21 protein-coding genes and 1 other RNA gene are annotated in these 25,419 nt (G+C 48.1%); 11 read left to right on the top strand and 11 right to left on the bottom strand.

What is annotated here, in order from left to right; genetic code table 11:
• Positions 1–36: 36 nt before the first annotated feature.
• From CFF01_RS06905 to CFF01_RS06895, 3 genes are all read right to left on the bottom strand, one after another.
• Positions 37–2,652, bottom strand: a complete 2,616-nt coding sequence (locus CFF01_RS06905; RefSeq protein WP_088904317.1) for a TonB-dependent receptor — start codon at positions 2,650–2,652, stop codon at positions 37–39.
• A 685-nt stretch (positions 2,653–3,337) separates the two neighbouring features.
• On the bottom strand, positions 3,338–4,546 hold the full coding sequence (locus CFF01_RS06900) for a porin (RefSeq protein WP_088904316.1): 1,209 nt from the start codon (positions 4,544–4,546) through the stop codon (positions 3,338–3,340).
• A gap of 233 nt (positions 4,547–4,779) precedes the next feature.
• Complete coding sequence (locus CFF01_RS06895; protein WP_088904315.1) at positions 4,780–7,146, bottom strand: DNA polymerase II; 2,367 nt, start codon at positions 7,144–7,146, stop codon at positions 4,780–4,782.
• Positions 7,147–7,283: 137 nt separating this feature from the next.
• Here CFF01_RS06895 and dinG point away from each other — a divergent pair, with 137 nt between their 5' ends.
• Genes dinG through CFF01_RS06865 form a run of 6 tightly spaced genes read left to right on the top strand, consistent with a single transcriptional unit; the run spans position 7,284 to position 12,732 of the window.
• Positions 7,284–9,356 (top strand): ATP-dependent DNA helicase DinG, encoded by a 2,073-nt coding sequence (dinG, locus tag CFF01_RS06890; protein ID WP_088904314.1) that lies wholly within the window; start codon positions 7,284–7,286, stop codon positions 9,354–9,356.
• A gap of 8 nt (positions 9,357–9,364) precedes the next feature.
• Positions 9,365–10,138, top strand: coding sequence for a sulfite exporter TauE/SafE family protein (locus CFF01_RS06885; protein WP_088904313.1), 774 nt, complete (start codon positions 9,365–9,367; stop codon positions 10,136–10,138).
• On the top strand, positions 10,135–10,797 hold the full coding sequence (locus CFF01_RS06880; RefSeq protein ID WP_033537685.1) for a primosomal replication protein: 663 nt from the start codon (positions 10,135–10,137) through the stop codon (positions 10,795–10,797). Before CFF01_RS06885 ends, CFF01_RS06880 begins: the two co-directional genes overlap by 4 nt.
• 9 nt (positions 10,798–10,806) lie before the next feature.
• The gene (locus tag CFF01_RS06875; RefSeq protein WP_088904312.1) at positions 10,807–11,490 is read left to right on the top strand and encodes a DUF2057 domain-containing protein; all 684 of its coding nucleotides are present in this window, start codon (positions 10,807–10,809) and stop codon (positions 11,488–11,490) included.
• Positions 11,491–11,499: 9 nt separating this feature from the next.
• Positions 11,500–12,402 carry a histone deacetylase family protein gene (locus CFF01_RS06870; RefSeq protein WP_088904311.1) on the top strand — a complete coding sequence of 301 codons (903 nt, stop codon included), beginning with the start codon at positions 11,500–11,502 and terminating at the stop codon, positions 12,400–12,402.
• A gap of 51 nt (positions 12,403–12,453) precedes the next feature.
• Positions 12,454–12,732, top strand: coding sequence for a late competence development ComFB family protein (locus CFF01_RS06865; protein WP_033537682.1), 279 nt, complete (start codon positions 12,454–12,456; stop codon positions 12,730–12,732).
• A 137-nt stretch (positions 12,733–12,869) separates the two neighbouring features.
• Here CFF01_RS06865 and ffs read toward each other — a convergent pair.
• Together ffs and CFF01_RS06855 are read right to left on the bottom strand one after the other, a co-directional pair.
• Positions 12,870–12,966: signal recognition particle sRNA small type (gene ffs, locus CFF01_RS06860), an RNA gene on the bottom strand.
• Positions 12,967–13,137: 171 nt separating this feature from the next.
• Positions 13,138–13,437: a ComEA family DNA-binding protein gene (locus tag CFF01_RS06855; protein WP_088904310.1), complete on the bottom strand. Its 300-nt coding sequence runs from the start codon at positions 13,435–13,437 to the stop codon at positions 13,138–13,140.
• Positions 13,438–13,827: 390 nt separating this feature from the next.
• On the opposite strand from CFF01_RS06855, the gene CFF01_RS06850 reads away from it, so the two are divergent.
• A complete protein-coding gene (locus CFF01_RS06850) occupies positions 13,828–15,219 on the top strand; it encodes an SLC13 family permease (protein ID WP_088904309.1) in 1,392 nt (463 codons plus the stop codon).
• Between the two features lie 93 nt (positions 15,220–15,312).
• On the opposite strand, the gene CFF01_RS06845 is transcribed toward CFF01_RS06850, so the two are convergent.
• From CFF01_RS06845 to pspA, 6 genes are all read right to left on the bottom strand, one after another.
• Entirely contained in the window at positions 15,313–16,488 is a 1,176-nt protein-coding gene (locus CFF01_RS06845) for a trans-sulfuration enzyme family protein (RefSeq protein WP_088904308.1), read from the bottom strand.
• A 111-nt stretch (positions 16,489–16,599) separates the two neighbouring features.
• Complete coding sequence (locus CFF01_RS06840) at positions 16,600–17,676, bottom strand: TIGR01620 family protein (RefSeq protein WP_088904307.1); 1,077 nt, start codon at positions 17,674–17,676, stop codon at positions 16,600–16,602.
• Between the two features lie 33 nt (positions 17,677–17,709).
• Complete coding sequence (locus tag CFF01_RS06835) at positions 17,710–19,152, bottom strand: YcjX family GTP-binding protein (RefSeq protein ID WP_088904306.1); 1,443 nt, start codon at positions 19,150–19,152, stop codon at positions 17,710–17,712.
• 51 nt (positions 19,153–19,203) lie between these two features.
• Positions 19,204–19,599: an envelope stress response membrane protein PspC gene (pspC, locus tag CFF01_RS06830; RefSeq protein WP_088904305.1), complete on the bottom strand. Its 396-nt coding sequence runs from the start codon at positions 19,597–19,599 to the stop codon at positions 19,204–19,206.
• Complete coding sequence (pspB, locus tag CFF01_RS06825; RefSeq protein ID WP_011866292.1) at positions 19,586–19,825, bottom strand: envelope stress response membrane protein PspB; 240 nt, start codon at positions 19,823–19,825, stop codon at positions 19,586–19,588. The genes pspC and pspB overlap by 14 nt, the downstream gene beginning before the upstream one ends.
• A gap of 20 nt (positions 19,826–19,845) precedes the next feature.
• Entirely contained in the window at positions 19,846–20,529 is a 684-nt protein-coding gene (gene pspA / locus CFF01_RS06820) for a phage shock protein PspA (RefSeq protein WP_033537675.1), read from the bottom strand.
• Positions 20,530–20,706: 177 nt separating this feature from the next.
• Here pspA and pspF point away from each other — a divergent pair, with 177 nt between their 5' ends.
• The 4 genes from pspF (at position 20,707) to CFF01_RS06800 (ending at position 25,413) form a co-directional block, all read left to right on the top strand.
• Positions 20,707–21,783 (top strand): phage shock protein operon transcriptional activator, encoded by a 1,077-nt coding sequence (gene pspF, locus CFF01_RS06815; protein ID WP_033537674.1) that lies wholly within the window; start codon positions 20,707–20,709, stop codon positions 21,781–21,783.
• An 87-nt stretch (positions 21,784–21,870) separates the two neighbouring features.
• The gene (locus CFF01_RS06810) at positions 21,871–23,505 is read left to right on the top strand and encodes an ABC transporter substrate-binding protein (RefSeq protein ID WP_088904304.1); all 1,635 of its coding nucleotides are present in this window, start codon (positions 21,871–21,873) and stop codon (positions 23,503–23,505) included.
• Entirely contained in the window at positions 23,505–24,536 is a 1,032-nt protein-coding gene (locus tag CFF01_RS06805; protein ID WP_088904303.1) for an ABC transporter permease subunit, read from the top strand. The genes CFF01_RS06810 and CFF01_RS06805 overlap by 1 nt, the downstream gene beginning before the upstream one ends.
• Positions 24,523–25,413 carry an ABC transporter permease subunit gene (locus CFF01_RS06800; protein ID WP_088904302.1) on the top strand — a complete coding sequence of 297 codons (891 nt, stop codon included), beginning with the start codon at positions 24,523–24,525 and terminating at the stop codon, positions 25,411–25,413. The genes CFF01_RS06805 and CFF01_RS06800 overlap by 14 nt, the downstream gene beginning before the upstream one ends.
• The last annotated feature ends 6 nt before the right edge of the window (positions 25,414–25,419 follow it).

Raw genomic sequence — 25,419 nt, 5'->3', positions numbered from 1 at the left:
TTATCAAGTATTTATATTACAACTATTAACTAACTCTTAGAACTTAAGAGTGTAGCTAGCACGGTATTCACGACCGTAGTTGTTGTAAAGATCAGGGTTCTCATACTTACCAGCAGAAGACAGTACTGGATCTTCATCAGTCAGGTTATTAACAGTCAGCATAATTGCACCGTAAGCACCTGCGTTGTAAGTGTAGCTTAGGTTATGGATTAACCAAGAATCTAACTTACCAGAATCTTTATCTTCATAGGTAGATGCAGTGTAGTTCATGTTCCATGATACACGGTGATCGCCATTGGTGTATGAAGTTGTGAATACTGACTTGTAATCAGGTTGACCGTTCCAGCCAGCTGTATCTTCAGCTGATTCACCACCTTGAACTTCAACAATGTAATCGAATACAAAGCTGTTGTTCCAGTTGATACCCCAGTCACCGAAGCTAGTTTCAAAGTTACCATTGAACGCTACGTCCAAACCTTTGATCTGTAGCTTGTCGCCGTTACCATAACCAGTACCGATTTCGCGAGCCGCACCAAGCTTGCCACCCTGACCTGGCGCACGCACCACGTAGAAGGTTTCAGTTGGGTTAAGCGTACCGTCAGCAATACCTTCCATCACGTTAGTGATTGAACGACGGCTGATCACGTTATCGATGTTCAGGTCGAAGTAGTCAACCTTGATACCGAAGTTATCAACGACGTCCCACGCAACACCAAAGTTGAGGTATTCAGAAGTCTCAGGACCTAGGTCCTTGTTAGCACGAATATAAGTGTCGTACTGACGGCTAGAACAGTCTGCCTCAGAGATGCCATTCGATTCACAGAATGGGTAATCGGTACCAGTATCAGCACTGAAGGTTGTCGCAGCATAAAGCTGATCAAGAGCGGGTGCGCGGAAAGCTTCAGAGTAAGAAGCACGAACAACTAAGTTGTCCAGAGCTTGCCAGCGAATAGACGCCTTAGGTGCAAGGTTGTCACCAAAGTCACTGTAGTCATCGTATCGAGCAGCAAGGTTCAACTCGACAGAATCGATTAGCGGCAGAGCTGCTTCATAGAAAGCTGCCCATACTTGACGGTCACCGCCAGCTGAGTTACCAGCACTACCACCGATTAGACCAGCTTCTGACTGAGCGTCATAGATAGAAGCGTAATCTTGTTCGAAGTACTCAAGACCGAAGTAATGAGCTGCAGCACCACCTGGCAGTTCACCAGCGTCAAATCCGATACCAGCATTATACTGATGGAAAGTCGCCTTATCCTGAGTCAGGGTAGTCGCTTTCATATTAGCAACGCCCTGTTCAGAACCTAGATCGATTCCGTTAGCTTCGTTGTAAGCAAGACCTGAATAGCTTAAGTAGTATTCACCGATAGACTTGTTATCGGCCTTGTTGTAGTGGTAGTAGAATTCCCACGTTGCATCATTCCATGAGCTGATAGAACCACGAAGACCTGTTAGGTAATCTTGGTTGTAGTCATCTACTCGACCATCACGGGTACCGATACCAACCCAGCGGTATAGACCGTATGCACCGTCTTCACCATATGGGTTATGTGGGTTATCAGCAGTCATGTTAGTCCAAGGTGCTGCTGGCGGCGCATAACGGCCAAATGAGTTGTTTTGAGTAAACATGATGCGGCCGAACCACTCAACATCTTCACCCAACTCATAGTTAGCATCTACATAAACAGTGTTACGGTCTACAGAAGCCTTGTTGTATGAAACGTTACCGTATGCATACATACAGTACTCAGAACCTTCGCTCCAATCCGCATCAGCAGCAACACGCTTGAATACATTTTCGCCATACTGGGCAATAAGGTCATCACACAATAAAGAAGCTTGTGCTTCAGAAAAATCAGGAGCAAGTACTGTAGCACCGTAGTATGACCAGCCGTCAGTCTCGTTGTATGCCTGAATAACACCGTCGCCATCTAGGTCTTTCATCCATGGTGCAGTGAACTCACGGTCTGCATCAGAGATACCTTTACGGTCTTGGTGGTCGAATGCAAAGGTAATGTTACCCTTATCCATTTCATAACCAGCGACCACAGAGAATTCTTTACTTGTCAGGCCGCCATCACGCTCACGTGAACCGCCACCTACATTGAACTCAATACCTTGGAAGTTCTTCTTCATGATGATGTTAACAACACCAGCAATCGCGTCAGAACCGTAAGTAGAAGAAGCACCATCGGTCAGAATTTCGATACGCTCAACTGCCGCCATAGGAATGGCGTTCAAGTTAGCTGATGCACCACCCAGTGTTGGTGAACCTGGGAAACGCTTACCGTCGATCAGAACCAGTGTACGGCTTGAACCGGCACCACGAAGATCGATAGTTGCTTGAGACTGAGCAGAACTACCTGAACGCTCAGAGAATGAACCAAAAGAGTTTAAGTTACTGTTACGTAGCGCATCTGCTACCGTAAAGTTACCTTCAACTTTCATATCTTCTGCAGTGATCGTTGTTACAGGTGAAGCACCCTCAAGATCACTACGCTTAATGCGTGAACCAGTAACTTCAATACGTTCAACTTTATCCGCAGCTTCCTCGTCTGCCGCGAATACTGCTGGAGCAGTAAAAGCAGTCATAGCTGCACCGCTAACTAGCGCAAAACGCACCGAATTAGCTAATAAGCTGTTCTTATACATGTTGTTTCTCCCTGGACTTTATTTTTTATTTTTTTGTGAAAGTAAACACAAATAAACACCAATCGTTACACTTGTGCACATTCGCCAACAAATAGAACCACATGTGAAACATTTAATCAACAATCGCATCACTATTTTCACAGAATTAATTTGCGTTCGCTCATTTTGTAGACGCTTATCACAATTGGGATGATCTTTGTTAGCCAGATCCCTTTGCTTGGTTTCGTTATCCCTTAATTAGCAGAGCAATGCGGATCGCCTAAAAAATCAATACGAAACAATGCATTAACCATATCTCACTTCATTAGCTTTAATCTATCCAAGCTAATTTAATGGGGCGCTTAATTAGCGATTAAGATAATTTATCTATATGCAAATGTAACAAAACGAAGATGGTAACAACTTGATAAAAACCTATAGGTAAGTAGCAATATCAAGCTAGACTCTGGTGGACTCGTAAAGAATTGATTACAAAATAAGCGATGCAAGGGTAGAAATCTAAGCCTTTCGCCTGTTGAATTCGGCAAAAGCATATTGAAATAGAACAAGATGTTACAAACATCGAGAGAACAGACAGAGAACATAGGGTCGGCTTAATCGACTCAATTAATACGCCACTGTTTTACAGACACAAAAAAGCGCCTCAAAGGGCGCTTCTTTAAACAGAAAAAGATCTATTTGTTGATTATAAGGTGTAACGAATACCAATGGCTACGCCATCTTCTTCAAACTTAGCTTGCGCTTCGGCATCAGCACCTTCAAATTCACTGAAGTCCTTACGGCCTTCGATGTAAAGTACTGTGTTGGCATCCCACACATAATGCAAACCCGCTACCACGAACTGACGCTTGAAAGATGAGTTAGGATCAACGTTATTCGGTTGAATGATGTAGTCTTTACCCGCATCTAATATGTTGTAAGAAACAAAGGGACGTAGGCCATTGTCAAACTTGTAAGAAAACAGGGTTTCCACACCGTAAGAATCTTTAATCAAACGACCAAGGTTATCAGTGTCATGGTTTTCGTTTTTGTTAAAGTTAGCGGCGCCGTAAAAACCATCGCCATCCCAATTACCCCAGGTCAGACCTAAACCGTAGATCACGTCTATAGCGGTGATCTGCTCGGCTGTCTTTCTGAAGGTCACATCAAATTCACCACGGTTAAGACCCGCTGTAACAGCAAACTTGTCGGTAACTTGGTAAGTCGCCGATGCACCATAGGTATAGTTGTACTTAACTTCTTCTGAATCCAAAACAGCAGGGTCATCCCAACGCTCTTTACAATCAGTCGACAACGCTGGATTTGCCTCACAGGTGTAGAAGGTATCGTGTTTTAGCTGAGCTTGTACCGCAAAGCTGAAGTCGCCAAAAGCGTTACGGTATTGAACCGTTTTATCACCACGACCTACGCCGTTTATCGCACCATCAGCCTTGTTGTAGGTGTATACACCAGCAGCGTTACCATCCCACACAAAACCATAGTTTGTGTTGTAGACCACGTCATACCATGCACCCCATTGCTTACCGATAGTCAAACTACCATATAGGTCATGGGCAATACCAACATAGCCTAGGCGGTTATTAAGAAAGTCACCGCTCTTTGATTCGAAGTTACTTTCACTACTGTAAACGATTTCACTGTTACCGAATGGGTTAACACCCCACTCCAACTTAGTAAATGCTTTCCAGCCATCGCTCATCTCACGCGTAAAGCCGAAATTAATCCGTGATGCACCGTTTACCACTTCGGTTGAACCATGAGTGTTAATAACACGGGCATCAACAAAACCACCAATTTCTACAGCATTTTTATCGTCTTTATAGATCTCGATAGCGGATGCAGCGGGAACAAAAATGACTGCCGCTAGCGCTGTTGCTATTACACTCTTCTTCATCTTGTTAATCTAACCTTGTTTGTTATGTTCAGTTTGCTTTATTTTTTGCTACATTCCGTTGTTTTATTTCGTTCCAATTTCAGTTCAAGATTAGCAAAAGATCAGCACCCCCTCAAAGATGAAAATCACAATAACCGTGCCTTTTTTCACCAAATTAACTAAAAAAATTCAGAAAACTCAGACTTCATACTAATTGTTAACAAGTACACACTATCTACTCAACGTGAAAACAACTAAATTAACGTCATTTGCTTGTCCACAAGATTATTGAAACTAGTGTTTAAAATTGAAAGTATAGGATCAGAAATAGGTGCTATTTGTTTATCCAAATAGTACTGATAATCGATTTTTCCGACACGATACTGCACGGGTTCAGCGCCATTTTGTGTCATCAGATAACTGATCTTAGCGCCACGCTTGCCGTGCTCCTTTTCCCCACTACGCTCGCACCATATTGTCGCGGCCTTCACATGAGGTGATGATTTAGCAGTATAGTCGACAATATCCCTACGCAAACGTTTTGAGAAAATGAGTTTGTCATCCAACATCCCTTGCTGTAACTCGCTAATGATCCGTTTGAGATACGCCACCACATCCAGTTTGGCAAACAGTCGATAGTAAATCTCGGCCTGAATTTCTCGCGCTAATGGACTCCAGTCACTCCTGACCTGCTCCATACCCTTAAAGACTAACTTAAGCTCTTGCTCCGATGTTCGATAGGCGCCCACATAACGCTTCTTAGACCCTAAGGTTGAGCCCCGCAACGTTGGCATGAAAAACTGCTCAAAATGGCGCTCATATTCGAGTTCTAAATAACATTCTAATTGATATTCTTGCTTTAACTTGGCTCGCCACTTCTGGTTAATGCTGTCAACCAGCTTGCGAGCAAAGACGTCAATATCGCCCACTCGTTCAGGCTCAGCCAGATGTACAAAAGTTGAATCCGTATCGCCATAGATAACCGTTAACCCTTGCTCTTCAATCCATTGCTTTGTCTGTTTCATGATCTCGTGACCACGCAAGGTGATCGAGCTTGCCAGTCTGGCATCATGAAACACACATCCGCGAGACCCAAGCACCCCGTAAAGAGAGTTCATGATGATCTTAATCGCTTGAGACAAGGGACCATTCGCCTCTTGTTTGGCTAACTCCCGTTTCGCCGACAAGCTGGCGATCAGCTCAGGTAAGATCGGCTCCCGACGACTAAACTCGGCCCCCAGAAAGCCAGGAACTGTGTCTTGACCTTGTTTAAGCCCTTCAATCAAGCCTTTGGGGTCGATTAAAAAGGTTCTAATAATTGATGGGTAAAGGCTCTTAAAGTCCAATACCAATATGTGTTGGTAAAGGCCGGGTTTTGAGTCCATCACATAGCCACCCGGACTCTCAATGCCATCACTTACCGGCGCGCTTGGCGCCACATAACCGGCTCGATGGAGATGGGGTAAATAAAGGTTATTAAAGGCTGCAACCGATGCACCCACCCGCCCAAGCTCCAGTCCGGTCAGGCGTGAGCGCTCTAACGCAAAGGCTAACAGAGAGGTTTTTTCAAAGATCTCCCACACAAGGCGACAATCGGTAATATTGTAATGTGCCAGCGCCACTTTATCGTGAAGGAACAGACTGGTGATCTCCTGGGCGCGCTGACTGACGTTGTGAATCGCTTTACCTTCCCCCAGCAGCTCACGTGCTACGTTCTCCAGGCTAAAGCTATCAAATTGATAAAATGCGGCTTTTAACCAATCGATACCATCGAGCACCACACGCCCTGGCAGCACCAAGGTTTCCGGCCTAAATTTATTTTCGACTCGCCAGGATAAGCGCGCGCCGCAACGTCCCAGGGTGAGATCTATCCCAAGCAATTTTGCCCGGCGATAGAGAAGTGCAAGGTCAAAGGTCACTACCGCCCAGCCAATGATGATGTCGGGATCCTGCTCTTTAAACCATTGCAGCAGAAGCAAAATTAGCGCGCGCTCATCCTCAACCATCTCGAGATAGTCAGCTCCGGCTTGTCCCGCCTCGCCCACCATGATGACTTGTTGAAAACGCTCTCCACTGGCCGACTGACCAAATAAGCCGACGCTATATAGTTGCCCCTCCACAGAGCATTCAAAATCTAAGGAGACGACTGACATGGAAACCTTGGCATCACTTCTCCGCCCCCTGTCAGCCAACAGTGTCGGTATCCCCTGCTCTGTTGCTTGCCATTGCCCCACAAATTCCACATCGAGGGCGATATAACGTTCAATCAAATAACGCTGCTCGGCGCGCAGTTCCGATTCGAACAACGCCACACCTTTATCCGTCGCGGTGCGGCTAAGGTGTCGGAAACTTTGGTTAGAGGAAAAATAAAGCGCACTTACTGGCTCATCATCGAAAGTTTTCAATACCAGCGATTCTTGCCTTACCCCAGTATCTTGCAGTGCTGTACCAAGCGCTGCGAGATCTTGTGTGCGGCAAAAGCAGATACGCTCACCATGGGGAACGATGACCCGCACAGGACCTTGAGGAGTTCTAAGATAATAATGCAGCTCGTTAGCAAAATGATGACGAGTGAGTATTCGTCCTTTTATGCTGACAAGCAGCGAATTAGCGTCGCGCAAATTAAACTATTTCCATTTATTTCATATCTTTAGATTAGGTAACTGTAAATAAGTCGCCAAATCATCACATCAATGCTTCTTAGGCTATGTAATCACTGTTATTATGTACAGCATTATTTGTCCAGCACTATGCCTTCATGTTATCTGCAGACGTTAAAACCCAGATCCGTACCATTTACAAAGATATCGCCGCGGCCTTACCTAACTTTAGGTCACGCCGGGAACAAAACTATATCGTTGCCGAGATCTCAAAGACGCTTGCAGGAGAATATGACAAGCACAGACGGATCATAGTCGTGGAGGCTGGCACAGGTATAGGTAAATCCTTAGCCTATATTCTGGGAACCATCCCCCTGGCGCTTGCCAGTAAAAAGAAAGTCTGTATCGCTACCGCCACGGTTGCCCTGCAAGAACAGCTGCTTAACAAGGATCTGCCCTTCTTTTTACAGCAATCTGGGCTCAATTTTAGTTTTGGTCTCGTCAAGGGACGACAGCGTTATGTTTGTCTGGCCAAATTGGAGATGCTGATCGGCGGCGATGACGGCACTCAGATGGCGATGTGGCAAACCAAACCGGATCACAGTCAAGTAGAACTATTGCAAAGCTTGCTGAAAGATTTCCATGAGGGTCGCTGGAATGGCGAGCGAGACACCCTCACCCAAGCATTGCCAGATCACCTGTGGCAACAGATAGCCTGTGACAAGCACAGCTGCCACCGACAACTGGCTAGCCACAGACAGTGTCCTTTTCATAAGGCCCGAGAAGATATCGACACCTGGGATGTATTGATCGCCAACCACAGTTTGCTGTTTGCCGATCTTGAACTGGGGGGCGGCGTGATACTGCCTGACCCAGAAGATCTCTACTATGTCATTGACGAGGCGCATCACTTACCAGTGGTCGCCAGGGACTTTTCTAGCGCCCAAGCAACCTTGAGAGGCGCTATCGATTGGCTTGAAAAGGTCGGTAAAACTAGCGCTAAACTGCAAAATCAGCTCAAGAGCAACCATATCATAGCGCCAGCTCAGGCAATGCTTGATCACATCAATGAGCTCACCAGCCTACTCTCCAGCGTCGCCCAATATTGTGATGGTCAAACGGCCGGGTTTGATAACCCCGAACGTCGTATTCGGTTTGAGCACGGCAAATTGCCTCAGGCTTTAACCATACAGGCGGAAAACCTGGCTACTGCCTCAAATGGGGCGCTTAAGCAATTTAACAAGATGTTGGCACTGCTTAGCGAAGCCATTAAAGATGGCGAGCTACCCAAGCATCAGGCTGAGCAGCTGCTGAGCGAAACCGGATTTATGCTTCAACGTCTGGAAAACCTGCAAAAGCTCTGGAAGATGATGGCCAAGGAGGACAATAGCAAAGGCGCCCCTATGGCGCGTTGGGTAGAACATATTGTCGGCAAGCAGAGCGACTACCTGTTCAATGTATCCCCTATCGAAGTCGGCTTCATGCTGGAATCCCTGCTGTGGGAAAAGGCTGCCGGTGTCGTGCTTTGCAGCGCGACATTAAGGGCATTGAACAACTTTAATCACTTTACCCATCAGGTTGGCTTGTCCGTCAATGATGGCAGTCGATACCTGGCCATGGACAGCCCGTTCGACTTCCAACAGAACGCCACCCTCTATCTGCCTAAGATGCGCACTGAACCCACAGACGATCGCTACACAGATGAGTTGGCCGAGCAGATCCTGACCCTGATCGATGGTGAAATGGCGACCCTAGTGCTATTTGCCTCCTACTGGCAGATGGAGAAAGTGGCCGATCTGGTTCGGCCCAAGCTTAAAAGCCCGCTACTGATACAGGGAGAAGCGTCGCGTCAACAGCTACTACAAGATCATAAGGCGCGTTGTGATAACGGCGAGGTCAGTATCATCTTTGGCACCGGCAGCTTTTCAGAAGGTTTGGACCTTCCAGGCGACTACCTGACTAACCTGATCATTACCAAGCTCCCCTTTGCTGTCCCCACCTCACCGGTGGAACAAGCCCACGCGGAATACATCAAAGTCAAAGGGGGAAATCCTTTTTTACAACTGACGATTCCCGATGCTTCACGTAAACTCATTCAAAGTTGTGGTAGATTACTGCGTAAAGAAGAGGATTATGGCAGAATCACTATATTGGATCGCCGTTTAGTGACGAAACGCTACGGCAAATCGTTGCTCGATGCCCTGCCACCCTTCCGCCAAGTTATAGAATAGGAAACTCTTTGGATCTATTACTCGAACCCAGCAGCTGGGCCATTCTTGCTGCTACGGGCTTCATCGCAGGTTTTATTGATGCCGTAGCCGGCGGCGGCGGGCTACTCTCCATCCCCGCCTTGCTGACGATAGGCATTCCCCCCCATACGGCACTGGGCACCAATAAGTTAGCTGCCAGCTTTGGTTCGTCCATGGCAGCCTTTACCTATTATCGAAAACAGTTCTTTACCCCCAAGTTTTGGTATCACGCTGCCATTGCCACATTTATTGGCGCCGTGATGGGCACCTTTGTGGTTTACCTTATCGACAACCAATGGCTAGAAAAGTGGCTACCGCTATTTATCATAGCCGTAGCCCTTTACACCTTACTCAAACCCAATGCCATGGGTTGCCCCAGCTATGAGCCACCGCAGAAAGCGCCCTCCAAGTTCAAACAGTGGCGCCAAGGTTTGCCGCTAGGGTTCTATGATGGATTTGCCGGACCCGCCACAGGCGCCTTTTGGACAATTAGCAGCGTCTCGCAATATAAGTTGCCAGTACTGAACAGTTGCGGCCTCGCCAGAGCAATGACGCTTATTAGTAACCTGACCTCTTTAGCGGTTTTTCTTGCCTTAGGCCAGGTGAACCTGATCATTGGTTTATCAATGGGGCTTTGCATGATGTTAGGCTCCTTCATCGGTGCCAGAACAGCGATAAAGTTTGGGGTTCCCTTTATTCGTCCCCTCTTTATAGCCATAGTCATACTCATCGCCATTAATTTGGCCTGGGGGGCCTGGTCATGAAGACCAATGAACTTATCCACCGCTTACGAGTCCAACTGAAACAGTTAGAGCAAGAGGTGTTACAACACGACAGCCAGCTCCCCAAAGGGGAACGAAAACTGCTGCAAGACACTGAGCGATTTAATGACAAACTGTTCAATCAGGCGGGCGCCCAACTCGGTCCCTGCATAGATCAACTCAGTAAGAAGATCGCCCAATTAGAGAAACTGCTTCAAGGCAATATCTCGGCAGACACTATCGCACTGAGTTGTGAAGGGATACAAGACAGGTTTACCGCTTTAAAACGTGCACTCAACACTACGGGACTCGGGGTTAAGTCAGCACAGCAACAGAAGACATCGCGTATTGCCCATGCAAGAAAACGCCGCCAAAACAGCCATGCACAAAGTGGCTTTAGCTGGATCGCGGCTGGGGTGATGAATAATAGCCACCAGCTCTATGAAGAATTGAACAAACATATGAACTGGGTTCACACCTTTGAACAAAAAATTGCGCATTTGCAATCTAAGCTTGAAAACTGTCATAGTGCTGACAAAATTGCACTGCAAAATGAAATACTTTTGGTCCATCGCCGCTTAGGCAAGTGCCGACAAGCTATTAGCTATATAGAAGATCGTATTCAGGCGTTTGAACGCCCGTATAAGCATCAAAATCGTTAAGGAGCAACAATGAAATCAATCAAGCCAATCACCGCTTTAATCGCTCTGCTTGGTGCCTCATCGGCAATGGCTGCAAATCTCAAGATTCCCATGTCGTTCGAATACCTTGCCTTGGACGGCAAAAAAGTTGAAGGCAGCCTGTTTAACCATAAGTCGGATCTGGAACTAAGCGAAGGTACCCACAAAATCGCTATCCGTTACCATGACATGGTACAAGACGATTTCAGCGACAGTGAAAGTTTCGTTAAATCCTCACCATTTATTGTGACCCTGGCCGTTGATGGTGATTATGAATACCAGCTTCAACCAGCAGAAGGCGAGATCATCAAGAAACCTAAGAGTTTTGCTAAGTCGCCAGCCGTTGTGATCAGCCGTGTCGACGGAGGCAACGTCAACTATAAGGTCACTCAAACCGATATCACCGAAAGCAGCTTTGTCAGTAAACTCTTTAATGGCGACTCTGGCCAGGATATTGAAGCCGCTACAGCCGCCGCCACAGGTGGCGCCGCCGTTGCCCGTAGTACTGCGCCTGCCCAGCAAGCCACTACCGTAGAAGCTGTCACTCTGCCAGCCAAACTCCCTGCCAACCCAAGCGATGCTGACCATGCTCAGCAGATGCTGCAATATTGGTGGCTACATGCCGATGAGAAAACACGTAAAGAGTTTATGAGCTGGGCAATTCAACAGCTATAAACAACTTACATGGTTCCACTCGTCTATCACGCCAGCTATTCTCAGCTGGCGTTACCCCAACACCATAGATTTCCCATCACCAAATATCAGGCTTTATACCAATATCTAAGAGACAACAAGATAGCGCCGCCAGAGGCCTTTCACCTCCCCCAAGCCGTCACGCCTCAATGGCTAAGCCAGATCCACTGCCCGGATTATGTGACCCAATTTATCCAGCAAAGTCTCACCGTCAAGGCCATTCGCCGCCTGGGATTTCCCTTAAGCGACAGGCTGACACAACGCACGCTTTACTCCATCGGCGGCACCCATCTGGCCTGCGAATTGGCATTAACCCATGGCGTCGCGCTACAACTTAGCGGCGGCTATCACCATGCCCATTATGACTTTGGAAGTGGCTACTGTGTGTTTAATGACCTGATCTCCGCAGCCTTGCACGCCCAACGCCTCGATGGCGTCGATACTGTATTGATCTTCGATTGTGACGTGCATCAAGGAGATGGCACCGCCGCCATGGGGCAAAAATATGACAATATCTACACCTGCTCTATCCATTGCCAAGAGAATTTTCCGGCCCGAAAGCAGCATTCAGATCTCGATATTGAGTTAGCGCGCGGAACTCTGGACGCTGACTACCTTGAAACAGTGACGCAAACCTTAGCACTTGCAATTCGTCTCTATCGGCCAGATCTCATCTTGTATGATGCCGGCGTTGATGTGCATCAAGATGATAGGTTAGGACACCTGAACATCTCGACTCTAGGGATCTACCAGCGAGATCATCTGGTACTCGAGACGGCAAAAAAGGCCGGAATCCCCATAGCATGCGTGGTCGGTGGAGGCTATAGTCATGACATACAAGAGCTTAGTGAGCGCCATGCACAAGTTTTTATTGCCGCTCATGCCATATGGTAGCAAACTAGATTATGCTTAGATAAACCGCAATGGAACTTGAGGGAAAAACCTATGCAACTGGAAATTCGCAATTATTACGAAGTACTCTTGATGGAGTTACTGTCTGACGAAGGGTTATTCGACGAACTCCCCGAAGACTATCTTGCCGATCTCTGCTGCGTCACCTTAAATCAACTACCAGTGCGCTATATCCGCCATCTGGTCGATACCTATTTCTTCGAAGACTATAACGAACTCAAACAGATGAAAGAAGAGATACAAGCCGCACTTGAGAAATCCAGGGCCTTCTTAAAATCAAAGCTCACAGAAGAGCAACAAGAAGATATCTGACAAGTCAGAGTGATCGCTAAACTGATTAGCTTAGGTTTAGTAATGGGGATAACCTATTTATCATCGAGTGTACCACCAAGTGTATCACCTGAGGTATTTCTGAGTTAACTCGTTGATAATAGTGAGAATTGGAGGTTCCCCTAGAGCCACACCCCGGCACATGAGTCGCCTGCTGCGGTTGCTCCCTTCCGGGCCTGGCCGAGTTCACAAGTTATCATTGCGGGGGGACCCTAGGGTCACCATAGTTTCTTGAGCTAGAATGCTCTAAGACGGCCTGCATTATCCACTAAGGCAGCCCAGCAATCAAGTGAATAACCAAGAGTTATCGCCAGAATAGCCCTAACTGACGAATCTATAAACAAAAGCCCGCGACTGCGGGCTAAAACAACAATACTAACCATTAGGTTAAAGCGATAACATCGCTTTATTTTGCTCCAACACCTTAGGCCCAATACCTTTTACCTTGGTCAACTCCTCAACACTCGAAAATTGACCATGTGTATCGCGATATTCGACTATTGCCATGGCTTTGGCTTCGCCAATACCTTTGAGCTGAGTCAGTTCCTGCACACTGGCAGTATTAATATTAACCTGCGTCAGACTCGCCTGAGCGGTCTCAACAGGAACAACCACCTGATCGGCGGCCATGACGGGTAGAAGGGAAAATGACGCTGCAACGAGCGCCGCAAAAAGCAGATGTTTCATAGGGTGTCTCCTTGTGTCCTTGTGGTATACATGGCCAACAATCCTTTTTCCTCGGCCACCTCGAAAACATAGAACAGGTTCAAAAATTTTGCCAATTCGTGACCAGCAAAGCTGCAGCAGCACACCCAATGCGATACAGATCACAAAATAAATTATATTAATTTATTTCAGCGCCTTATTAATTACTGAGCCTTTAACTAGCGACTGAAAAAAAATTTGATCGTCCCCTATCATGCCTGAGTGATATAAAGCACAATTGCACCCACTTCAGAGATGCGGATCACATCGGGCCGTCGCCACTCTGTAGTTTTGCCACAAAAAAATTTCAGTTGCGTACCGCCGCCGCTAGGCTAGTGTGTAGCGCCAAACAATAATAAATCAGGAAGCTCAATGTCCCTCGACACAACACAAGAGGCACTCGCTGCCCCGCCAAAATCGGCTTCGCAAAGCAAGCTGGTGATCCTATTTGCCGATATCGTGCTTTTTGCACTGCTCTACAATTTCTTGCCCTTTGAACAAGGCGTCAATACGGGGATCTCCATATTGATCTTCGCCGCCATTCTATGGCTAACAGAAGCGATACATATTAGTGTCACAGCCATCTTAATCCCTATCATGGGGGTATTACTTGGGGTATTTGAAACCAAGGCCGCCATGAGCAACTTCGCCAACCCAATCATCTATCTGTTTTTTGGTGGTTTTGTGCTGGCAGCAGCGCTAAACCATCAGGGCATTGATAGGCGCATTGCATATCAGGTGCTAACGGCATCGAAAGGTAAACTCAGCATTGCCTGTATGCTCCTCTTCGGTATTACTGCATTACTGTCGATGTGGATAAGCAACACTGCCACCGCGGCCATGATGTTGCCGCTAGCCTTGGGAATATTAAGACAATTGGACTTTAAGGAGCACAAAAGCACCTATCTGTTTATGCTTCTGGGTATCGCCTATTCGGCAAACATTGGCGGCATAGGCACTTTAGTTGGCAGCCCTCCCAATGCGATTGCAGCGGCTCAGGTCGGTTTAAGTTTTGCCGACTGGCTAGAATTTGGCCTTATTACCGTGGCTCTCATGCTGCCTAGTATGCTGATCGCTCTCTATCTCTATCTGAAACCCAACCTCAATGTGGTATGTGAGCTTCCCAAGAGCAACGAGCAACTTGCTTTACCCGGCAAACTTACCTTACTGATCTTCCTCACTACCGTCTGCTGCTGGATCTTCAGTAAGCCTATCTCGGCAGCCCTAGGAGGGATCCCTCAGTTCGATACTATAGTGGCACTCGGCGCAGTGGTTATGTTGGCAGGCTTAGGCTTAGTCGATTGGAAGAAGATTGAGAAAACCACAGATTGGGGCGTACTGATCCTCTTTGGTGGCGGCCTCACTCTCAGCGCCATTCTCAAGGCCACAGGCACCAGCGTTTTCCTCGCTCACTGGGTAACCGATATCTTTGGCAACACTCACATGGCCCTATTTACCTTTGCGGTGATCTTCTTCGTGGTAATGCTGACCGAGTTTGCCAGTAACACGGCCAGTGCAGCACTCTTGGTGCCTGTATTTGCCGCCATCGCCGAGGCACTTGGCCTGTCTCCAGTCATGTTGTCGGTGCTTATCGGTATTGCGGCCTCTTGCGCCTTTATGCTGCCCGTCGCCACACCGCCTAACGCTATCGTCTACGGCTCAGGTTACATTAAACAATCTGAAATGATGCGCGCCGGGGTGATTATCAACTTCATCAGTATGCTGGCGCTCTATGTGATAGCCCACCTATTCTGGACTATCTAACACCAGTAACAAAAAAGGCCTGCTGATGCTGGCCTTTTTTATCACCTGTAAATTTCACTAAAAGTACTTCACTTAACCTATTTCAGTTAACGATCATGATTCGAAGGCCTGCGCCAAATCGGCAATGATGTCATCGCTGTCCTCGAGACCCAAAGAGATCCTTAGCAGCGTATCACCTATCCCCGCTTCCATCCTCGCCTCTGGCGAATAGGGAGAGTGAGTCATAGAAGCAGGATGTTGGATAAGCGATTCCGCATCCCCCAGGCTCACCGCGATCTTAAATAGCTTCAGTCTGTTCACAAATGCCTTAGCGGTCTCAAAGCTCCCCTTAAGTTCAAAGGCAACGACACCACCAGCGCGGCGCATCTGCTGTCCGAGTAATCCATAGCCAGAATGCCCCTTTAACCCCGGATAGTAGACTCTGGCGACTTGCGAATGTTGCTCAAGGTAGGTCGCCACCCGCTCAGCGTTGTCACAATGCCTCCCCAGACGTACATCTAAGGTTTTTAGCCCTCGAAGGATCAACCAGGCATCATGGGGAGAGATCACCCCACCAATATCCTTTAGTACCTCGAGTTTCAGCTTAGTGATCATCTCCTCGGTGCCACATACAATACCGGCAATCACATCGCCATGGCCGTTGAGGTATTTAGTGGCACTGTGGATCACAACATCTATCCCCAACGCCAATGGACGTTGCAATAGGGGCGTCATGAAGGTGTTATCCACTATGCTGACTAGATTGTGGCGCTTCGCGATGGCGGCTATCGCTTGTAAATCATAAACATCAAGATGAGGATTCACGGGAGTTTCGCAAAAGAGCGCCTTAGTGTTAGGCCTGATAGCTTGTTCGATGTTGGCAAGCTCGGCAAAATCGACCAAGGTCACCTCAATACCGAAGCGCTTAAACTGCTCGGTCATTAGGGAAAAAGTACAACCATAGACGGCCCGTGAAGCGACCAAGTGATCGCCCTGGCTTAAATGGGTCAGCAGGGCTGCAGAGACTGCGGCCATTCCTGAAGCCGTAGCCGCAGCCGATTGGCTTCCCTCAAGGGCTGCCATCTTGCGTTCCAGTTCTGCGGTGGTGGGGTTTCCCAAACGGGTATAGATATAGCCTTGTTGCTCACCGGCAAAACAATCGCCACCTTGCTCGACACTATCAAAGGTAAAGGTCGCGCTCTGCACCAGGGGGGACACCAAGGCGCCATGCTGGTTTGACTCGTGCCCAGCATGAATAACCTGAGTGGCAAGCTTCCATTTCTCTTGCATACACTTTCTCCATAATACTCGCTCACTATTATTGTTAGGTTTGGATGAGAGCGATGCACTAACTTGCCCAGTTTAGGGGCTAGGAGTAAACCTGCAGCGAAAAATTAAGCCCTACTTCGATGTAAAATCTTTGTTACGAACGGTTGTTTTACCCAGAACCGAAAGTGAGAAGTCTTTCAACTCACCCAGCAAAGCCGTATGGATCTTGCTGAGTTTTGGTTTAGTCTCCGGCGTAAAGACAACCGGACGACACAGGCGCATAGTTTGATATCCCAAACGCGCAGTGAGTAAACCACCGCCTAGTCCCTGCGCTAACCGGGCCGATACTTTCCCCGATACCTCGAGTGAAAACAGCTGAGTCCCAATGTCAGTGACCACTTCGCTGGTACCTGCGTAGATAATGTTAGTGATCACCGACCTGATAAGCTTGATGCGGCTCCAATAACCTAACTCTATGCCATAACAACTGGCAAGCTGTGCGATCATCTTCTGATTGCGCCACAATATGATCGCCATATCGAGCACGGCAAGAGGACTCGCCGCGAGCAGTAGCGCTGATTCGCTGGCATAACGATGCACCAGTTTCTTGGCCTTGGCATCGAGCTGTGGCAAGACACTTGTTTCGAACAGGAGTAACCGCTCGGCATCGTTGTGCTCCTCTCGTACCAATCGATAGTACCTTTGAGTATCTATCTCTCCAGGTAACGCCGAGATGATCTTATCAATAAACTTATCAGCTTCACCTCTTTGCATGCTAACAGATAAGCGCTCACTTACCGCCTGAGCCTCTTCCACCGAGCGCAGTCGCTTAAGCTGACGCCACTCTTTGATAGCAATCACACAGGCCCATAATCCCACAACCGAGGTCACCGCGCCGTAGAGGGCAAATAGCCAAGGGCTCTCAAACCAGGCCTGTCGCAGTGTCAGCAAAAGCTCAACGACAAAGACAAGGCCAATCCCCAAGATTGACCCCTTGGCTAACCAAGACCAGGACTTTTTGCGTGAGCGTGCCTGAGGCGCTATCCCATCGAGCTCAGGAACCAGTGCATTCAAGGTCTGCTCGGACTCTTGATCGTCAAGAGTCACCTCACCATCAAAACGCCGCGCAGCCTTAAGTTCTGTCTCCCCGGTAAGCTGAGGCTCATCGAAGACCTGCTTCTTCTCTATCTGTAAATCGGGTTTATTCATAACACCTTCAACATGATGTTTATCTGCGACCTGTTAGCGCAATTTATCTCCGAGTAAGAACTGCAAAAGATGGTCCAGGCGTATATGCTCAAAATGCACCTCATGACCGGATTGCTCAGCCTTTGGCGGGGCAAAATTAACAAAATCGAATCCCTGACGGGCCCAGAAATCGGCGCTAGGTAAGTGAGTAGGGACTTCGCCTGGGTACAAGGTAACCAGGTCACCAGAGCTTAGCTCTCGGCCCTGAACCACCTCAACCTCTTTACCTTGGCTCTGGACCATACCGTGCTGGGTAGCCTTGATAGCACTGATCGCCATGGTCTCGACCTCACAGCCCTCGAACTGGGCATGCTGCTGACTACGCTTAACCAGATGTGATAGGAGAGACAGTACATTGCCCTGCTGATCACGACTCATATGGTCCACTTTACTGGCAGCAAACAATAACTTATCGATACGGGGCGCAAACAGGCGTCTGAGCAGATTAGACTGACCAAAATGGAAGCTCTCCATGATGCCGTCGATTGCACTGGCCATATCATCAAACTGCGCCTTGCCACGATTAAGGGGGGTTAAACAATCGACCAACACAAGCTGGCGATCAAATTTAGCGAAATAGTCTCGGTAGAAAGGCTTCACCACCTGGCTAACATAGCTCTGATACCTTTGCTTAAGCACCTGATAGTATGAACCTTTAGCGCTTTTTTCATGCTCCAGCAACTCACTCTCTCGCAGATGCAATAGCGGGAAAAACGCCAGAATCGGCGTATCGGCCAATTCTCCAGGCAGCAACATGCGTCCAGGCTGTGCATAATAAAACCCCTGCTGCTGAACGAGATCAACCAAGAGCGCTTGATAAGCATTGGCAATCTCTTTGAGCTTGAGCTCATCGGCTGGTGCGTTTAGATCCAGTTCGCAACAGAGAGACATCAGGCTCTCATAGAGAGGGCTAAGCGACAGTACTGCTTTACGCCGAGACTGCGCCTGACACCACTGCATAAAGCTGAGTCTTAGCATGGGCAGGTCGAGCAACCACTCGCCCGGGTAATCAACGATATCTAAGAAAAGCGTCGCACTATCGGTAAATCTCGCCCTAAGGCCAGCAGCAGGCTGATAACGGATGGCCAGGCGTAACTCGCTAATAGTACGCGTCGATTGCGGCCAGGCGGCGGGTTCGCCACATAATGCAGCCATCGCACCTTCATAGTCGAAACTGGCAATAGTAAGATCAGGCTGTAACGTACGTTTAACCCCATAAAGCCGCTCTTCTCGCGACACTTCAAGCAAAGACAGAGCATTGTGACGCTCGCCGATGCCCGCATGCAGCAACTGGTTAACCAACCCGGTGATAAATGCGGTTTTTCCCGCCCCAGACAGACCCGTGACAGCCAATCTGACATGGTTATCCGTCGTCCGTTTAACCAAAGACTTAGAATGGTGAGTAAGTTTACGAAGTGAGCGATTAATTGAGTTCATCACCTAATCTTAATACGGCTAAGGGCGGTATACACCGCCCATTGAAAGAATTTAAAGATTATTGATCTGTTGTTTTAGCTCGAAGCTATCTGAGGTGACATGTCTTTCGAGATTCTGCAACCTGAGTTCTAAATCACGAAACTGGTTGTTGACGTCTCTTAAGGCTGCCTTGGCTGGCTCCCCTGCCTGCCAAACCTTTTTCTTCACCTCGATCTCTTTATGTTGTTGCTTGTTCTTTGCGCTGCCGGGTTTGATATCCAAGATCATCCAGAGTAATACGTAGATGATAATGACAACTCCCGATCCCCCAAGCAAAAATATCGATGCTGCTACTACCCTCACCAACCAGGTTTCGAAGTTAAAGTAATCCGCAATCCCTGCGCATACTCCAGCTATCTTGCCTGACTCGGGAATTCGATATAAGGGGCGTCCACTAGATTCGCTCATCTCGATTCCTCCACTGCGGGGCCTCGCTATCTAAAATTGCTTCCAATGTTTCGATGCGTTGGGCCATCTTGTCTGCTTTACCAATCAACTCATTAAGCTGAGCATACTCTTCTTCAGTGAGTCCCTGGCTCACTTGGCGTTTACTACGATAATGCAGAATTAGCCAGATGGGCGCCACCACAACCATAAAGATAATAATGGGGGCTATTAATAAATCCAAATCCATAACTCACCTCAGAATTGTTGTTATTTAGTCTGTTTCTTAGCTTTAGCTGATTTGACCTTAGCCTTAAGGGCTTCTAGTTCCGCGTTCACGGCATCATCAGCTTCCAGCGCAGCAAACTCGTCGTTAAGTGTCTTCTGGTTACCCAGATCATAGGCTTCCACCTGAGACTCAAGACCTTCAACACGACGCTCATACTGCTCGAAACGGCTCATGGCATTATCAATCTTGCTCGAATCCAGCTGACGCTTCACTTCTAAGCGAGAAGACGCAGTCTGCTTACGCATAATGATAGTCTTCTGACGCGCCTTGGCATCGGCCAACTTCTCTTGCAGCAGGTTCACTTCCTCTTTCAAACGGCTGATCTGCTCTTCAACAACAACCAGTTCCTGCTCCAAAGTGGCCGCCAACTCACTGGCCTTTTGCTTTTCAAGCAAAGCGGCTTTGGCGAGATCTTCACGGTCTTTCGACAAGGCCAATTCTGCTTTGTCCTGCCAATCCTGCACCTGCTCTTGTACTTTAGCTATGCGACGAATGATCTCTTTCTTCTCAGCCAAGACTTTGGCAGAGGTCGAACGCACTTCAACTAATGTATCTTCCATCTCTTGGATGATCAGGCGAACCATTTTTTCTGGATCTTCTGCTTTATCGAGTAATGCACTGATATTAGAGTTAATAATATCTGCAAAGCGAGAGAAAATTCCCATAATACTGTCCTCAAATTTATGTTGGTTTCGCTTAGATTAATACATTAAGTGTGCCAACTTAACTATACCCATAAAAAACAATTGGTTAAACATATTTATAACTTTTTCTTTATTTTAATTCACGAGACACATATTATTATTTTCACCAATAATTAGCGTGAAAGACTAAAAAATAAAGTGGCCAATCAATTTCAACAAGACAACCTTATAGGTCAGTCAAACGCCCTCTTGGAAGTCCTAGAGCATGTATCAAAAATTGCTCCGCTATCAAAGCCTGTCTTAATTATTGGCGAGCGCGGCACAGGTAAAGAACTGATCGCCGAGCGCTTACATTATCTCTCTAAACGCTGGGATCAAAGCTTTATCAAGCTAAACTGTTCATCACTCAGTGAAAATCTGCTTGAAAGTGAACTCTTTGGCCATGATGCAGGCGCCTTTACCGGCGCGAATAAGAAACATGAGGGGCGTTTCGAGCGTGCCGATGGCGGCACACTGTTTTTAGATGAGTTGGCCAACACCTCTGGACTCATACAAGAGAAGTTACTGCGGGTCATCGAATATGGTGAGTTTGAACGCGTGGGCGGTAGTAAAACCGTGCAGACCGATGTGCGATTAGTGTGCGCCGCCAACGAAGATCTGCCCTCACTCGCCGAAGCAGGCGAATTTCGGGCCGACCTGCTCGACCGCCTGGCTTTCGATGTGATCACGCTGCCACCACTGCGTCATCGTAAGGAAGATATCATGCCGCTAGCAGAATACTTTGCCATCGGCATGGCGCGCCAATTAAAGCAGCTACAATTTGATGGCTTTAGCCCAAATGCAATAGAACAGTTAATGGAATACAGCTGGCCAGGCAATATTCGTGAGTTAAAGAACGTAGTTGAGCGCTCCGTCTATCGCAATACCGAGCAAGATGAAGCCATAGACAGCATAGTGATCGATCCCTTCGCCTCTCCCTATCGCCCAACGAATCGTGTCAAGACCAAATCTCGTCAAGCCCAGGTCGATACGCCGCGCCAGAGCGAGAGCGACACGGACAAGCCAGAGCCTAAGGCGCAAAGCACTGTCTCGACTGGCGATGAAATCTGTTTCCCCATCGACTTTAAAGAGCACTGCGAACATCAAGAGATCTCACTGCTCAAAAAAGCCTTAGAGACAGGTCAATATAATCAGAAGAAAACCGCCGAACTGCTCGGGCTCAGCTATCACCAGCTCAGAGGTATCTTGAAAAAGTACAACTTACTGGATAAATAACGCATTCAGGGGCAGATGATGTTTGCCCCTAACTCCATCCCACTGTTAAAATAAACCTCTTCATTCAAACAACTATTACATCTACTGATGAAAGAGCTGCTCAAACGTCTCACGTTAGGTTCGGCGTTTTGTTGTATTGTGCCACTGTTGTCAGCCTGTGGGCCAACACGCGTGCCCTCAGGCTTGGTCTACTGCTCTGAAGGCAATCCAGAATCTTTTAATCCCCAGTTGGTTACCTCAGGCACTACGGTCGATGCTACCTCACAGCAGCTCTATGATGGATTGGTCGATTATGACGCCAAATCGGGAGAGATGACCCCATCACTGGCCACCTCTTGGCACTTAAGCGAGGATGAGAAGGTCTACACCTTTGAGTTACGCCAGGGCGTACAATTTCATCAGTCAGACAGTTTTACCCCGAGCCGTAATTTTAATGCCGACGATGTGCTCTTCTCTTTCAATCGCATTATCGACACTAACCATCCTTACCACTTTGTCTCCAAGACAGGTTACCCCTTTTTCCAGAGTATTGGCTTTGCCGAACTGATCGACGCTATTGAGAAGATTGATGACTACCATGTCGCCTTCCATCTCAAGCATAAAGATGCTTCTTTCTTGTCGAATCTGGCGACCGGGTTTGCAATTATTCTCTCCAAAGAGTACGCCGATCAGCTATTGCAATCTGGCCAAGCTGAGTTACTGGATAAACAAGCCATAGGCACTGGACCGTTTCGTCTAATCGACTATGTAAAAAATGACTTTATCCGTTACTACCGTAACCCTGACTACTGGCGTCTCACCCCTGAAGTCGACCAGCTTGTGTTTGATATAACGCCAAAAAGCACCACTCGCTTAGCAAAGCTCATCACGGGTGACTGTAACATCTCAGCCTTACCAAAAGCGGGCGAACTGCCAGTTGTCATCGATAAAGAGGATCTTGAGGTCGATTCACTGCCAGGATTTAATGTCGCCTTCTGGGCCTTCAACACAGAGCGTATTCCCCTCAATGATGTCAGGGTTCGGCGCGCGCTGGCTCACGCTGTAGACAAAGAAAACATTCTCAGAGCCGTTTACCATAAGACCGCAGAAGAGGCTGTCGGCCTGTTGCCGCCCCTCTCTTGGGCCTACTCCGCCAACGAAAGTCTGATCGATTATAACCCCGAGAAAGCCCGTCAATTGCTTAGCGAAGCTGGCGTTCACGATCTCACCATTGATATTTGGGCCATGCCTGTTGCGCGCATCTATAACCCTAACGCCCATAAAACAGCAGAGCTGATTCAGGCAGATATGGCCAACATTGGCGTCAAGGTCAATATCGTTAACTACGACTGGAGTGTATTCAATCAGAAACTGAGCCAGCACGGCTATGACTCAGTGCTTATTGGCTGGAACGCGGACAACAGCGACCCGGATAACTTTTTTACGCCGATCTTAAGCTGCGCCTCGGTGGCTTCTAACAGCAACCGCTCTCGTTGGTGCGACCCAGCATTTGATCAGATTCTCAATGCGGCGAAATCGACCACTGACAGAGGAAAACGCGCCAAACTCTATCAAGAGGCGGAACACTATATTGCCCAGCAGATGCCATTGTTGCCTTTTGCTCACGCCACCCGCCTGGTGGTCAAACAAAAATCGGTCACCGAATCTAAGTTAACGCCTTTTGGCGGTATCTCCTTTACCAACACCTCGGCGTCCCAGCCTGCTGCAAAGGAGAGTAACTAATGGCCAGATACCTGATCCGCAGACTCAATCTGTTCCTGGCAACCTCCTTTGTGCTCTTTTTGGTGATGTTTATCGCCACGGGAAAATTTCCGGTAGAACATACCTTCGCGCTAACTGGCTTACAATCACCAACCAGTGAACAGCTGATGCAGATAGAGCAAGACTATCAACTCGACAGTTCTCAAGTGTATCAGTTTATCGCCTATCTGCACCAGCGACTGACAGGTAATTTAGGCATTTCCGCGACCTCTCAAAACCCGGTTATCGATGAACTTTCGGCCGTGTTACCCGCCAGTTTCGAGTTAGGTATAGTTGCAGGGCTTATCGCCCTTATCCTCGGTCTTCCCTTAGGCGTCTTGGCTTCTTTGAGCAAACACAAGATCACACAGCACACCATTATGGCGATCACCCTGACAGGCTACTCTATCCCAGTATTCTGGTTAGGCCTGTCACTCTCGCTCTGGTTTGGCGTGCAACTGGGGTGGCTGCCCATTTCGGGCCAGATCAACCTGCTGTACGACATCAAACCTGTCAGCGGCTTTTTGCTTATCGATACCCTGTTGTCCGATTCACAATACGCGACATCGGCCTTTATTGACGCCCTGCTGCATATCATCTTACCAGCAGTAACACTTGCGGTACTGCCGTTTACCGTAGTGGTGCGTATCACACGCTCAGCCATGATAACCATCATGGATCAGACCTATATCAAGGCGGCCGAGGCACGCGGATTGCGCACCAGTACCATAGTGCTGCGCCATGCCCTACCGAACGCCTTTGTCCCTGTATTGAAAAACCTTGGCCTGATGTTAGGCGCCTTTGCCAGCTATGCTATGGTGGTAGAAGTGATCTTTAGCTGGCCGGGCGTAGGCGCTTGGTTAGTCTCGGGGATTTATCAACGTGATTATACTGTGATTCAGGGTGGGATCTTAGCCGTTGCCCTAATTATCATCTTCTTGAGCATTCTTATCGAAGTGATCCATACGGCAATGAATCCCCTCAGCAGGAAAGAGCTTTATGCCGCAAATTAAAATCTATCAGGAAGATCATATTCCCTCTCCCCTGAGCCGGATCTGGTCAGCCTTTACCGACAACCCCTTTGCCTTCGCGGGACTCTGGGCCGTCTGTTGTCTGTTGCTCTTGGCACTATTTGGTCCGCTGATCGCACCTTATAGCCCGGAGCATCAAGATCCCCTGGCACTCTTGCTAGCGCCTTCATGGGAACCCTCTGGCACAGTAGAACATTTTCTCGGTACTGACGATCTGGGCCGGGATATCTTCAGTCGATTACTTCATGGCGCTCACCTGACCTTTGGCATGGCCCTTGCCATCGTAATTACCGCCCTCTTGGTAGGCTTTGTTATCGGCTCTATCTCAGGCATGATGACAGGGCTTAAATCCAGCATTCTCAGCCATCTATTAGATGCCCTGCTCTCTATTCCTTCGCTCTTAATGGCGATCTTAGTGGTTGCCGTGACAGGCCCTGGACTTGGTAACGTATTCTGGGCGGTGGGCATCGCCTTAACGCCACAATTTGTGCGCGCCATTCACCAGGCGGTACATGAAGAACTGCAAAAAGAATATGTTACCGCCGCCAGACTCGATGGTGCCAATAGCCTACAGATCTTCTGGTATGTGATTTTGCCAAACGTGATGGATACCATGATTATTCAGACCACTCTGGGGATCTCCGCGGCCATCTTGGATATTGCCGCACTGGGTTTTCTCAATCTCGGGGCGCAGGCACCTAGCCCGGAATGGGGCGCCATGGTATCTCAAGGCATGGACAACCTACTCACCGCCCCTTGGACTGTGACTATCCCCGGCGTGGCTATCTTGTGCAGCGTACTGGCCATTAACCTTGTGGGCGACGGGCTGCGATCTGCCCTCTCCCCTATTCGCTCCTAATGAGAC

This window comes from Shewanella marisflavi, assembly GCF_002215585.1.
Classification (GTDB): domain Bacteria; phylum Pseudomonadota; class Gammaproteobacteria; order Enterobacterales; family Shewanellaceae; genus Shewanella; species Shewanella marisflavi.
Note: the sequence above shows the minus strand (reverse complement) of the source record. Positions and strands in the feature narration are given on the sequence as shown.

What these genes read in the sequence shown, in the direction of transcription:
- CFF01_RS06905 (WP_088904317.1), bottom strand. Translation starts at nt 2,652, where the DNA reads ATGTATAAGAACAGCTTATTAGCTAATTCGGTGCGTTTTGCGCTAGTT.
- CFF01_RS06900 (WP_088904316.1), bottom strand. Translation starts at nt 4,546, where the DNA reads ATGAAGAAGAGTGTAATAGCAACAGCGCTAGCGGCAGTCATTTTTGTT.
- dinG (WP_088904314.1), top strand. Translation starts at nt 7,284, where the DNA reads ATGTTATCTGCAGACGTTAAAACCCAGATCCGTACCATTTACAAAGAT.
- CFF01_RS06880 (WP_033537685.1), top strand. Translation starts at nt 10,135, where the DNA reads ATGAAGACCAATGAACTTATCCACCGCTTACGAGTCCAACTGAAACAG.
- CFF01_RS06875 (WP_088904312.1), top strand. Translation starts at nt 10,807, where the DNA reads ATGAAATCAATCAAGCCAATCACCGCTTTAATCGCTCTGCTTGGTGCC.
- CFF01_RS06870 (WP_088904311.1), top strand. Translation starts at nt 11,500, where the DNA reads ATGGTTCCACTCGTCTATCACGCCAGCTATTCTCAGCTGGCGTTACCC.
- CFF01_RS06865 (WP_033537682.1), top strand. Translation starts at nt 12,454, where the DNA reads ATGCAACTGGAAATTCGCAATTATTACGAAGTACTCTTGATGGAGTTA.
- CFF01_RS06855 (WP_088904310.1), bottom strand. Translation starts at nt 13,437, where the DNA reads ATGAAACATCTGCTTTTTGCGGCGCTCGTTGCAGCGTCATTTTCCCTT.
- CFF01_RS06850 (WP_088904309.1), top strand. Translation starts at nt 13,828, where the DNA reads ATGTCCCTCGACACAACACAAGAGGCACTCGCTGCCCCGCCAAAATCG.
- CFF01_RS06845 (WP_088904308.1), bottom strand. Translation starts at nt 16,488, where the DNA reads ATGCAAGAGAAATGGAAGCTTGCCACTCAGGTTATTCATGCTGGGCAC.
- CFF01_RS06840 (WP_088904307.1), bottom strand. Translation starts at nt 17,676, where the DNA reads ATGAATAAACCCGATTTACAGATAGAGAAGAAGCAGGTCTTCGATGAG.
- CFF01_RS06835 (WP_088904306.1), bottom strand. Translation starts at nt 19,152, where the DNA reads ATGAACTCAATTAATCGCTCACTTCGTAAACTTACTCACCATTCTAAG.
- pspC (WP_088904305.1), bottom strand. Translation starts at nt 19,599, where the DNA reads ATGAGCGAATCTAGTGGACGCCCCTTATATCGAATTCCCGAGTCAGGC.
- pspB (WP_011866292.1), bottom strand. Translation starts at nt 19,825, where the DNA reads ATGGATTTGGATTTATTAATAGCCCCCATTATTATCTTTATGGTTGTG.
- pspA (WP_033537675.1), bottom strand. Translation starts at nt 20,529, where the DNA reads ATGGGAATTTTCTCTCGCTTTGCAGATATTATTAACTCTAATATCAGT.
- CFF01_RS06810 (WP_088904304.1), top strand. Translation starts at nt 21,871, where the DNA reads ATGAAAGAGCTGCTCAAACGTCTCACGTTAGGTTCGGCGTTTTGTTGT.
- CFF01_RS06805 (WP_088904303.1), top strand. Translation starts at nt 23,505, where the DNA reads ATGGCCAGATACCTGATCCGCAGACTCAATCTGTTCCTGGCAACCTCC.
- CFF01_RS06800 (WP_088904302.1), top strand. Translation starts at nt 24,523, where the DNA reads ATGCCGCAAATTAAAATCTATCAGGAAGATCATATTCCCTCTCCCCTG.